Raw genomic sequence first — 11,737 nt, forward strand, 5'->3', positions numbered from 1 at the left:
CCCCGTCACCCTCCGAGGAGACCCCGCCCGCGAGCGCCGTGCCCTCGCCGGAGCTGTCGCGGCTGTGGTTCGCGCTGGACCGCCGCGCCTGGACCTACCTGGTGGTCGTCCCCGCCCATCCCGGCGCCCCCGCGATGGACGCGGCCCAGGCGCTGATGGAGGCTGGATCGCCCTACCCGGAGCCGCCCCTGCGCCTGGTGGACGCCATCGGCATCGAGCCCGCTGGCGCCCCGCGCATGGTCCTGGAGGTCCGCCGCCGCGTGGAGCAGGGGGAGCGGGTCATCGTCGTCATCGACTCGCTCCTCACCCACCCGGCGAGCCTCCCCCTGGCCCTGGCCGCGGACACCGCCCTGCTGGTCGTCACGCTGGGCGAGACGGACTTCGGCTCCGCGCAGAAGACGCTCGCGCTGGTGGGCGAGGACCGCTTCGCCGGCAGCGTGACCTTCCGGCCTCCCACGAAGAAGCAGAAGCGCGCCGACGCCGCCAAGAAGAAGAAGCCATGAGCCCTTCCGACTCCCCCGCTGGCCCGGCCCCCCGGCTCAGCGTCGTCATCGCCACGTACAACCGGCTGCCCCTCATCACCCGCCTGCTCCAGCAGCTGGCCGGCCAGACGCTGCCGCCCGAGCAGTTCGAGGTGGTGGTGGTGGACGACGGCTCCGCCACCGACGTGAAGGGGCCGCTCTCCGCGCTCAAGCTGCCCTACACCCTGCGCGTGGAGGTGCAGCAGAACGCGGGCGCCGCCGCCGCGCGGCACCGGGGCGTGCTGGCCGCGCGGGGCACCACGGTGCTCGTCACGGATGACGACATGCAGGTGGCCTCCGACTTCCTCGCGCGCCACCTGGCCCACCACCCGCAGGGCTCGCGCAACGTGGTGCTGGGCCGCATCCGGCCGGACCCCGAAATCGGGGAGATGCCGCTCTTCGAGCGCTGGTACGCGTACCTCAACAACCGCATGGCGGAGGAGCTGTCCGTCCCCGGCGCGAAGGCGCGCGGCAACCACCTGTACACGGGCAACGTGTCCTTCCCCCGCGCGGACTACGTGGGCGTGGGCGGCTTCGACAAGACGCTGGGCCAGTCCGAGGACGTGGAGCTGGGCGTGCGCCTGGAGAAGGCCGGCTGCGCGTTCCTCTTCGCGCCGGACGCGTACGTGCTGCACGGCAGCGACCACGTCAGCTTCGAGAAGTGGATCCGCCGCGCCCACCGCTACGGCATGTTCGACACCCACGTCTCCGTGAAGCACCCGGACGTGAAGGGCGTGAACCCCTGGCGCCTCTTCTTCGAGACGAACCTGCTGTCGCGCCCGCTGCTCGCCTCCGCGGTGGTGGCGCCGGAAGCATCCCGCAAGCTGACGGAGGCCGTGGTGAAGGCCTCCACCGTCGCGGACAAGCTGGGCCTCACGGGCGCCGCGTTCGCGGGCACCTCCGTGGCGTACGGCATGGAGTACCTGCGCGGGGCCCGCACGGAGGCCGGCGGCTGGCGGGGTGTGGCCAAGGGCGTCGCGCGCTACCTGCAGGGCCGGGGAAATCCCCAAGGATGATTGCCATGTTCGGAGCCCTCATCTCGGACGCGCTGGAGATGGCCAAGGCGGCCACCGGTTCGTCGGACGCGAAGTCCATCGCCAAGGTGGTGCTGACCAGCGATTCGTACCGCATCACCGCGCTCAACCGCGCGCGGGAGGCGGCGCTCGCCCTGCACATCCCGCTGGTGAACCACGTGCTGCGCGTGGCCCAGACGGCGGTGATGGGCATCGAGATTGGCAAGGACGTGACGCTGGGCAAGGGCGTGTACTTCGTGCACAGCCTGGGCGTCGTCATCGGCGGGGACGCGCGCATCGGCGACCGCGTGCGCTTCTACGGCAACAACACCGTGGGCACCGCCAAGGACAACGGCTACCCCGTCATCGAGGACGATGTCTGGATTGGCGCGGGCGCCCGCATCCTGGGGCCCGTGCGCATCGGCGCGCGGTCGCGCATTGGCGCGAATGCCGTGGTGCTCCAGGACGTGCCGCCGGACAGCGTCGCGGTGGGCATCCCCGCGCGCATCTTCCCGCGCAAGGACCAGGACGAGGTCCCGCTGTAGCCATCGCGCTGTGCATTGTTGATCCGCTGTGCCGGGTTCGTTCCGGGGGATGCGTTGAAGAAGGTCATGGCAGACAGGGCGAAGCACGCGCGGTGGAAGCGCACCGTCATCCTCACCTGCGCGGTGCTGGGCAGCGGCGCGGGCGTGGCGATGGCGCAGCAGCAGAACGCCGCCGCGAAGGACGCCGCTCCCTCGAAGGACACCGCCGCGCAGCCCGCCCCCACGGACACGGTGGCCGTCTACGACGGCGGCCTCCAGGCGGGATGGAAGGACATCGGCTGGGCGCCGCGTGAGACGCCCAAGGGCGCGCCCGCGCGCCTGCGGATGTTCAACTACGGCGGGTGGATCCTCTACCGGCCCAAGCTCCCGGGCGCGTACGGCGCGCTGAGCTTCCGCTTCACCGCCCCGGAGTCCTACGGCGAGTTCCTGGACGTGCGCCTGGACGCCCCTGGCGCCGCCACGTTCCCGCACGTGCGGATCAGCCCGGAGTTCATCGTCAAGAAGGACCGCGAGTGGGCGGAGGTCGTCGTGCCCATGGAGGTCCTCAACCCGCGCAGCGAACCCTTCGACCGCCTGGTGTTCCGTGCGTCGAAGGAGGTGGCCCGGGACTGGGTGCTCTTCGACAAGGTGGCCCTGGTGCCGCTGTCGCCGGACATCGCAGCGGCTCGGGCCGCGGGCGGTGGGCGCATGGGCCGGGGCGACGGCCGCGAGTCGAAGATGATCATCGACTGCACCGCGCCGTCCAAGCCCATCAACCCGCTCATCTACGGCATCGCGCTGGACGGCAACAAAGAGACCACGGACACGCACCAGTGGAAGCTGGGCGCCACCATCCGCCGCTGGGGCGGCAACCCCACGTCCCGCTACAACTGGAAGCTGGGGCGCGCGTGGAACACCGGCAACGACTGGTACTTCCGCAACGTGCAGCTGGGCTTCGGCGCGGATGACTTCCTGGAGTCCAACCGGAAGAACAACGTGCAGTCCGCGCTCACGCTGCCCCTGCTGGGCTGGGTGGCCAAGGACACGACCTCCGTGGGCTTCCCGGTGTCCGAGTTCGGCCCGCAGCAGGCCCAGGACGACACGGAGCCCGCGGGCGGCAACGGCGTGCGCCGCGACGGCACGCCCCTGGTGCCCGGACAGCCCACCACCACCAGCGTGCAGGCCCCGCCGGAGTTCATTGGCGAGTGGGTGAAGTCGCTCAAGGCCGCCAGGCGCGGCGTGAACATGTACATCCTGGACAACGAGCCCGCCCTCTGGAGCTCCACGCACCGGGACGTGCACCCCGAACCGCTCACCTACGACGAGCTGCTCAAGCGCACCATCGACTACGGCTCCGCCGTGCGGAAGGCGGATCCGGACGCCGTCATCGCCGGTCCCGCGGAGTGGGGCTGGACGAACTACTTCTGGTCCGCCGCGGACTTCGCCCCCGGCCGCCCGCCGTACACCGACCGCCGCGCCCACGGCGACGTGCCCCTCCTGCCCTGGTACCTGCGCGAGCTGCGCGACTACGAGAAGAAGACCGGCGTGCGCCTGCTGGACGTGGTGGACGTGCACTTCTACCCGCAGACCAACGTGGGCCTGGGCCTGGAGGGCGCCACCGACCCTGACACCAACGCGCGGCGGATCCGATCCACGCGCGCGCTGTGGGATCCGACCTACAAGGACGAGTCCTGGATCGCCGAGCCCATCCAGCTGATTCCCCGCGTGAAGCAGTGGATCGCGGAGAACTACCCCGGCCGGGGCATGTCCATTGGCGAGTACAACTTCGGCGCCATGAAGCACATGAGCGGCGGCCTGGCGCAGGCGGAGGCCCTGGGCCGCTTCGGGCAGCAGGGGCTCACGTCCGCGTTCTTCTGGCAGTACCCCGCGGAGAACAGCCCCACGTTCTGGGCGTTCCGCGCGTACCGCGACTTCGACGGCAAGGGCGGCCGCTTCCAGGACAACGGCCTGTCCACCACCGCGCCGGAGGGCACCAGCCTCTTCGCGTCCCGGGACGCCACCGGCAAGAAGCTCACTGCCGTAGTGCTCAACTTCGACCCCGAGCAGCCCGCCCAGGCGCAGCTGGAGTTCAAGGGCTGCGGCTCGCTCAACACCGTGCGCGTCATGGGGTACTCGGGCGCGCCCGGCGGTTTCACCGAACAGGCCACCGGCACGAAGGCCGAGCAGGCCCTGTCCCAACGCCTTCCCCCCTACTCCATCACCGTGCTGGACCTCACGGTGAAGTGAAGACGACGCCTTGACCACCGCACACGCCCCCGCCGCCGCCTCCTCCCGCCCGCGCCTGAACATCGGCCAGCTCGCCATCGACCAGCTCACCTTCCCCCAGGCCATCACGGCCATTGGCGAGCTGGTGGACGCGCACCAGGGCGGCTACGTCTTCACCGCCAACGTGGACCACGTCGTCCTGGCGGAGACGAACACGCGCTTCCGCGACGCGTACCAGAAGGCCACCATCTCCGTGGTGGACGGCATGCCCATCGTCTGGGCATCGCGCATGCTGGACGTGCCGCTGCCGGAGCGCATCGCCGGCTCCGACCTCATCCTCCCGCTGGTGAAGCTGGGCGCCGAGCGCAAGTGGCGCATCTTCCTGCTGGGCGCGGGCCCCGGCGTCGCGGAGAAGGTGGGCAAGCAGTTCCAGGCCCAGTACCCCGGCATCGAAGTGGTGGGCTGGGACTCGCCCATGGTGAACCTGGACGCGGGCGACGCGCAGAACGACCCCATCGTCGCGCGCATCCGGGAGAAGGATCCGCACCTGCTCTTCGTCGCGCTGGGCAGCCCCAAGCAGGAGGTGTGGATTTCCCAGGTGGCCCAGAAGCTGGGGCCCACGGTGGCCATCGGCATTGGCGCGGGGTTCGACTTCATCGCCGGCACCGCCAAGCGCGCGCCGGAGTGGATCGCCAAGGCGGGCTTCGAGTGGCTCTACCGCCTCACCCACGAGCCCAAGCGCCTGTGGCGCCGCTACATCCTCAATGACTCGCAGTTCGGGGTGATTCTCCTGCGCGAGCTGTGGAAGCGCACCGGCGTCAAGCCCACGGAGTGACCCACCCCGGGTCAGAACCTGCCCGGTCCCCTTCCAGGCTCCGACTTGACGGGTCTGACTGGCTTTGGCCCTGTCTGGACATTTACAGACATTGTTGAGTATTCTAGCCCCGCACTCCTCCCGCGGGGTGCTTCTTCCAGACAGACGCAGGCCGTGGACCACCGGGGCGCTGAGGTGAAGCGTGGGTGGACGGGCCGGGGTGTGCGCTGGGGGCCCTGCTCCCCGCGCCCGGGGTGTGCCCACCCGTAGGTCCCTGGACGTTCCCCCATGTCATCAGCCGTTCCCCGCTCGTCGCCCTCCTGGGCGGCGCGCCTCGTCGTGTTCGCGGCGCTGTTGCTGTCCGCCTTCAGTCTGCCGGCGGCCGCCGCCACCAACACGGAGGCCACGCAGAAGGCCATCCAGTTCCTCAGCGCGGACGTGGCCAACTGGACCACGTCGCAGAACTGCATCGCGTGTCACCGACAGGGCGCGGCGGTGTTCGGCCTGTCGAGCGCCAAGGCCAATGGCTACAACATGGCGCAGGCCACCTCCAACGGCCGCACCATCCAGGGCAACCTGGACCTCCTGGGCGCGCGCATCAAGACGGACCAGCGGCCCGCGGGCAACTGGCTGCACGAGGGCAGCCTGTACCCCAACGAGAAGACGAGCTGGGCGTCCTTCGGCCTGGCGGGCTTCGACCAGTACGTATCCACGCAGTACAGCAGCGCGCTGGTGATGGCGGCCAACTGGGCCGTGGGCCTCCAGCAGGCCAGCGGCCGGTGGCCGGAGGACCACATCAACTTCCCGGTGGACCACGGCAGCGTGCCGCTGACCGCGCGCTTCATCGTCGCGCTGTCGCAGGCGAAGCAGCGCGTGGACCCGGCGAAGGCGGCGCAATACCAGACGGCCATCGACAAGGCGGCGGCGTACCTGCGCGCGAACCTCAACAACAACGACACGTCCGGCACCGGTGACGGCATGCCGTACACGTTCCAGAAGTCGTGGGCCATCGTGGGTTTGAAGGCCGCGGGCCCGGGCACGGGGAACGTGAACACCACGGCCATCACCACGCTGGCGAACCAGCTGGTGGCCATGCCCGCGGTGAGCGGTAAGGGCTGGGGCAACCTGCCCTCGGACGCGTCCAACGACTTCGCGACGGGCATTGGCGTGTACGCGCTGTGCCTCGCGGGCCTGGAGCCGGCCAGCAACGCGCGCCTGTTCAACGCCATCGAGTGGCTGAAGTCCCGCCAGGCGGCGGACGGCAGCTGGGGTTCGGGCACGGCGACGCCGGACATCCCGACGACGTTCGCGTCGCTGGGCCTGGCGTGCTTCGGCGACTTCAGCGTGGAGGTGTCCGTGGTGGGCGAGGACACGAAGATGTTCCCCATCTACGACCCGGCCGCGCAGGAGACGACCTTCACGTTCAAGGTGAAGAACCACGGCTACCAGGCGGACACGTACACGCTGAGCGCCGCGGGCGGCCTGCCCGGCTGGACGGCCACGCTGAGCCGCCCCACGGTGTTCCTGGCCTCCGGCGCGGAGTCCATGGTGACGCTGACGGTGCGCGCTCCGGCGAACCTGCTGCCCTCGCTGCTGTCGGAGGTCACGGTGACGGCGGCTTCCGGTGGCGCGCCGGGCGTGTCCGCGTCGGCTCGCGCGAAGACGTATACGCCGCCGCCTCCTCCGGTGACGGGCGTGGCGACGACGACGGCCATCCTGACGCCCGCGGCGAACGCGAGCGTGACCATTGGCCAGGCGACGCTGCTGTCGGCGCGCGTGCGGGACGCGTCGAACACCGTGGTGACGGGGCCGCTGAAGGGCGTGGTGACCTTCTTCGTGGCGGGCGTGGCGATTGGCGCGGATGACGACGCGGACGGCGACGGCGTGTTCAGCCTGCCGTGGAGCATCGCGACGGACACGTGGACCGCCACGGGCGCGCAGGACTACCGCGCGGTGTACTCCGGCGTGACGCTGCAGCCGAACAGCCAGAACCTGCTGGGCAGCACGGCGGCGCAGACGCTGAACATCAACGCGTATCCGTACACGCCGCCGGAGGTCATCATGGGCAACCAGCCCGCGTTCCTCCGCGAGACGACGCTGAACGCGTGGGGCTTCGTGAAGCCGGCCACCAACGGCGCGGTCATCACCTACGCGGCGTTCATCGTGAACGGCGGCACGCCGGTGGTGGTGAACCCCGAGCTGAGCGGCGGTCTGGTCTACATCCCGGTGGAGCTGGTGGAAGGTCCGAACATCATCCAGCTCACGGGCCGCGACAACCTGGGCGGCGTCACCACGAAGCAGATCAACCTGACGGTGGACCGCATCCCGCCGGTCATCACCATCCAGTCGCCGGTGCAGGGCCAGGTGGTGGGCGGGCTGGTGGACGTGACCAGCCTCATCGACGACCGGACGCCGACGCGCGTGCAGACGCAGTGGGTGAACACCACGCTGCTGGAGTTCGGCACCGGTTCGGTGACGCACCCCGTGAGCCTGCCGAACTTCGGCGAGCAGGGCATCCTGGTGCGCGCGACGGACTCCGCGAACAACGTGACGGAGGCCGTGGTGCACGTGTTCGTGGACTCCGGCTCCCCCACGGTGACGACGGACCCGGTGGACGGCGCCACGTTCGGACCGCGCGCCAACAACACGCTGCCGTATGTGATTCGCGTGTCCTCCGTGTCGGCCACGACGGTGAAGCTGGGCAGCCAGATGTTCCAGCTGCCTCGCGGCGGCGGTGAAATCCAGACGTCGGTGACGCTGGCGTCGGGCGTGAACACGCTGACCATCGACGCGACGAACGAGGCGGGACGCACGACGCGCGTGACGCGCACGGTGCGCTACGACACGCAGGCGCCCGTGGCGACGCTGCTGACGCCCGCGCCAGGCAGCACGGTGAGCGGCGTGGTGACGCTGACGGCGCGCGTGACGGATGCGCTGAGCGGCATCAAGAACGTGGCGTTCACGCGGGACGGGTCGGGCATCCGCGCCGGCACGCTCCAGTCGAACGGCAACTGGACCGCGGAGCTGGACACCCGCGAGCTGCTGGATGGCACGCACACGGTGGACGTGTGGATGACGGATGCGGTGGACAACTTCGTCATCCAGAGCTTCAGCTTCACGGTGAAGAACAACTAGCCGTCTGTCATTGACGGCGGTGCCCCTACGGGGCGGGAGGTCCTCACGGGCCTTCCGCCCCGTTGTCTTTGGGGGTGTCATGGGCCGCATGGACGCACACAGGGCCGGCGTGTGGATGTTGTTGTTCGTGCTGATCACGGGCTGCGCCGGTGGGCCCACGGTGCGGCTGCGCACGGAGCGGGGGACTCGGACGTATGCGCCGGTGAGCTGGGACCGGCGGGTGCCGGTCGGTGCTCGGGAGTTCGAGGAGGCGTTGGCGCGGTTGGTGTTGGACGTGCCTCTGACGGTGCGGTCTCCGAAGGTCGTTCGCACGGTGGCGAGGAAGGGCGCGGAGCTGGACCGAGGGCTGGGGTTCATGCTGCGGGACCGGTACGGGCGGTGGTGCCGCGCGCATGAAGCTCCGGGGGATTGTCTGTCGTTGCTGGAGGATGGGGCGGGCTTCGGCGAGATGGACCGGCTGACGCTCGCGGTGGGCATGTCGTTGGATCCGTTGCGCGCGAGTATTGGGGATGCGCTGGAGGACACGGTGAACCCGGCGTTCTTCGTGTCCGTGGTCTCGGGAGCGATTGCGTCCTGGGTGGTGCTGGCTGCGGCACCAGAGCCTGTGTTCACCAAGGCGGCGGCGGTGATTGCCGCCGTGTTCCTGGCGTACGTGGGCGTGCAGTCGTTCCTCACGGTGGTGCGGGCGTGCGGTGCGTTGAAGGCGGCGACCGATAGGGCCACGACGTTCCAGGAGTTGGAGGAGGCGGCGGAGGTCTTCGCTCGGGCCCTGGGGCCGGAGGTGGCGCGCATCTTCGTGCTCGCCGTCACGGTGCTGGTGAGTCACGGCGTGACGGTGGGGTTGTCATCCGCGCTCACGTGGATGCCGGGCTTCCCGGACGCGGTGCGGCTGGGCACGACACAGGCGGGCTTCAACGTGGCTCGCGTGCTGGATGTGAGCGCGGTGGCGGTGGTGGACGGAGTGGTGGAGGTCACGCTCGCGTCCACGGCGATGACCATGGCGGCCATGGGCCCGCCTCCTCCGAGCAGTTCAGGAGGCCCGGGCAAGTGGGTACAGGTGAAGGAGTCGATGTCCGACCGTGCCCGCGAGTACCAGGCACAGGTGACTGGCGCGCCGAAGGGCTCCGCGTACCGGCTCAAACAGGGAGACGAGGAGGTCGACTTCGACGGCTATGACCTGGTGGAGGACTTACTGCTGGAGGCCAAAGGCCCGGGGTATGCGAAGTTCATCAAGGACAACATGACGCTGAAGGAGTTCTACCGGGGCTTCGACAAGGTGCTTGTCCAAGCGGAGCGTCAACTCAATCTGGCTCAGGGGAAGCGCATCCGCTGGATTGTGGCGGAGGAAAGATTCGCCGAGCTTCTCCGGAAAGCCTTCAGTGATCGCAGCTATCCGATTGAAGTGGTGTCCATCCCGCCGATCCGATGAGGCATGCTGGAGCCATGCTCGAGACGCATTACGCGGCTTGCTACTGGCTGGTCCGGCCTGAGCCGGTGGAGGCCTGCGCCCGACGCCTGGAGTCCTTCCTCGGAATGATGGCTCCACTCGAGCCAACCTGGAACCGCTGGCATCAATCCGCGGCGACCTTCGAGAAAGCACGCAAGCGACAGGTCCAGCCAGATGCCACGACGCTCGCGAAGCTCCTGGGTCAGAAGAGCAACCGGATTGTCGACAGCTCCAGGTTCTGGCTATGGGCCGGGGAGTCGGAGGATGAAACCTCGGGGGTCAATGGCAGCTGCGGCGGCTCCTCGACGTACGTGAACTCCCATTGCATCCTCAACCCCCTGGGCCAGAGCAAGGTCGCGGAGCGCGTGGTGACCGCGCCTGTCATGACCGGCGTGGTGCGCGCCATGGCGCTCGCGTGGGAGCCCGAGTTCGCCCTCGCCACGTCCAGCCAGCACGTGGACAGCATCGTGACCGAGCAGTTCCCCAAGCCCGGAACCTACGGCGGCTGGGTCATGTACCTCGCCGACTTCCGCGGGCCCGTGCCCCCGCTGCCCTCCCCCGTCCAGGTGGAGCACCTGCCGGACCGGGGCACGCTCATCACCCTCACGCAGGAGCGGTTCACCGTCTCCAACCCCGCCCACGTCGCGCTCGCCGCTGAAGTCCAGGCGCGCCTCCAGGCCGCGGGGCTGCTCACGCCCCTGCGCCCCTGGGGCACGTAAAAGCCCGCTTCAGCGCCGCGCGCGCCGGGCCAACCGCCGCAGCAACACCTCGTGCGCGGGGTGGCGGGACACCATCGCCTCCGCCTCCGGCAGCTCGAAGTCCGCGAAGTCGAACCCCGGCGACACCGTGCAGCCCACCAGCGTGTACGCGCCCAGCGGCTCCGCCGCCTGCAGCACCCCCGCCGGCACCAGCACCTGCGGCTGATGGCCCTGCGTCACGTCCCGGCCCAGCACCGTGGACTCCAGCCGGCCATCCTCGTGCACCAGGTGCAACGCCAGGGGTTCGCCGTCGTGGAACAGCCACAGCTCATCCGCGCCCACCACCCGGTGCCACGCGGAGAACTCCCCCCGCTGCAGCAGGTAGTAGATGGCCGTCCCCGCGGACCTGCGCCCCCGGAGCGTCTGCACCTGGAACGCCGCCCGGTAGGTCTCCCGGTAGTAGCCGCCCTCCGGGTGGGGCTTGAGGTCCAGCCTGCGCACCAGCTCTTCGACCATGGTGGGCCCAGTCTAACGCCGCGCCCCTTCAGGGCTTCTTCTTCTGCTGCTGCATCGCGGACGCCACCAGGTTCATCAGCTTCAGCTGCACCGGCGTCAGCCGCCGCAGGTTGCGCATCAGCCGCCGCATCTCCGGCACCTCCTCGTCACCGCGCGGCCGGGGCTTCTCCTTCGGCTGCGGCGCGGCGAACTCGTCCCCCAACCCCAGCAGGTCGTGCGGCGGGATGTTCAGGACGACGCACAGCCGGCGCAGGTTCTGGACGCTCGGCAGCATGTGGCCGCGCTCCAGCCGGCCATACACCTCCGACGCCATGCCGATGCGGTCCGCCACGTCCGCCTGCGTCAGGCCCAGCTTCACCCGCACCGTCCGCGCCGCCGCCCCGAGGATTCCCGCCAGTTCAGTGTCCATGCCCTTGCCAGTCCCCGGTGCGAAGCGCCTCCATGGCCTCGGCCGCAGGGCATAACCCTGAAGGTCGGGTCATGTCACCTTACCTCTGGCGTTTTTTCCCACCTCCCACCAGGGCCCGGACCCCTCTCAGGGCGTGGGCTCCGCCACGGGGGAACGCCGGCGCTCGGCCGCCGTGAACAGCAGCGCCATGGGCAGCCCCAGGAACACCGCGTGCCACACAATCTGGAGGAACTGCGGAACGCTCAGGAGCCAGGGGAAGTAGCCGCGCGCCAGCAGCTGGAAGTCCACCAGCCACACGAAGATGCCGAAGAGCATCCCCACCGCCGCCTGGAACTCCCAGCGCCCCCGCCCGTCCACCGGCAACATCGCGTCCAGGAGCGAGTACACGACGCCCCAGAACGCCATGGCCGCCAGGTGAACCCCCAGCCCCACCG

The 11,737-nt window shown here is 69.8% G+C and carries 10 protein-coding genes and 1 pseudogene; 8 read left to right on the top strand and 3 right to left on the bottom strand.

All coding sequences use genetic code 11. The features are described from left to right. From D7W79_RS30175 to D7W79_RS30210, 8 genes are all read left to right on the top strand, one after another. Window positions 1-503: hypothetical protein (locus D7W79_RS30175; protein ID WP_120528833.1), on the top strand; the 503-nt coding region annotated here is incomplete at its 5' end. Then, complete coding sequence (gene epsD / locus D7W79_RS30180; RefSeq protein WP_120528834.1) at window positions 500-1,537, top strand: exopolysaccharide biosynthesis glycosyltransferase EpsD; 1,038 nt, start codon at window positions 500-502, stop codon at window positions 1,535-1,537. The genes D7W79_RS30175 and epsD, both read left to right, overlap by 4 nt. Before the next feature lie 5 nt (window positions 1,538-1,542). After that, a complete protein-coding gene (gene epsC / locus D7W79_RS30185) occupies window positions 1,543-2,079 on the top strand; it encodes a serine O-acetyltransferase EpsC (protein ID WP_171421923.1) in 537 nt (178 codons plus the stop codon). Window positions 2,080-2,145: 66 nt separating this feature from the next. Further along, a complete protein-coding gene (gene epsB / locus D7W79_RS30190) occupies window positions 2,146-4,305 on the top strand; it encodes a GH44 family glycoside hydrolase EpsB (protein WP_120528836.1) in 2,160 nt (719 codons plus the stop codon). A 10-nt stretch (window positions 4,306-4,315) separates the two neighbouring features. Then, on the top strand, window positions 4,316-5,119 hold the full coding sequence (epsA, locus tag D7W79_RS30195; protein WP_120528837.1) for an exopolysaccharide biosynthesis glycosyltransferase EpsA: 804 nt from the start codon (window positions 4,316-4,318) through the stop codon (window positions 5,117-5,119). 267 nt (window positions 5,120-5,386) lie between these two features. Further along, window positions 5,387-8,233: an Ig-like domain-containing protein gene (locus D7W79_RS30200; RefSeq protein WP_120528838.1), complete on the top strand. Its 2,847-nt coding sequence runs from the start codon at window positions 5,387-5,389 to the stop codon at window positions 8,231-8,233. Window positions 8,234-8,321: 88 nt separating this feature from the next. Then, window positions 8,322-9,662 carry a restriction endonuclease fold toxin 5 domain-containing protein gene (locus D7W79_RS30205; protein ID WP_120528842.1) on the top strand — a complete coding sequence of 447 codons (1,341 nt, stop codon included), beginning with the start codon at window positions 8,322-8,324 and terminating at the stop codon, window positions 9,660-9,662. A 14-nt stretch (window positions 9,663-9,676) separates the two neighbouring features. Then, a complete protein-coding gene (locus D7W79_RS30210; RefSeq protein WP_120528839.1) occupies window positions 9,677-10,399 on the top strand; it encodes an immunity 52 family protein in 723 nt (240 codons plus the stop codon). Window positions 10,400-10,408: 9 nt separating this feature from the next. Here D7W79_RS30210 and D7W79_RS30215 read toward each other — a convergent pair whose 3' ends face one another. From D7W79_RS30215 to D7W79_RS30225, 3 genes and pseudogenes are all read right to left on the bottom strand, one after another. Then, a complete protein-coding gene (locus D7W79_RS30215; RefSeq protein WP_120528840.1) occupies window positions 10,409-10,894 on the bottom strand; it encodes a cupin domain-containing protein in 486 nt (161 codons plus the stop codon). A 28-nt stretch (window positions 10,895-10,922) separates the two neighbouring features. Next, complete coding sequence (locus tag D7W79_RS30220; protein ID WP_120528841.1) at window positions 10,923-11,303, bottom strand: helix-turn-helix domain-containing protein; 381 nt, start codon at window positions 11,301-11,303, stop codon at window positions 10,923-10,925. Window positions 11,304-11,429: 126 nt separating this feature from the next. Beyond that, window positions 11,430-11,737: pseudogene (locus D7W79_RS30225) on the bottom strand (hypothetical protein); the annotation flags it as partial.

The sequence above is a fragment of the Corallococcus exercitus genome (assembly GCF_003611585.1).
In the GTDB taxonomy this organism is placed as follows: Bacteria; Myxococcota; Myxococcia; order Myxococcales; family Myxococcaceae; genus Corallococcus; species Corallococcus exercitus.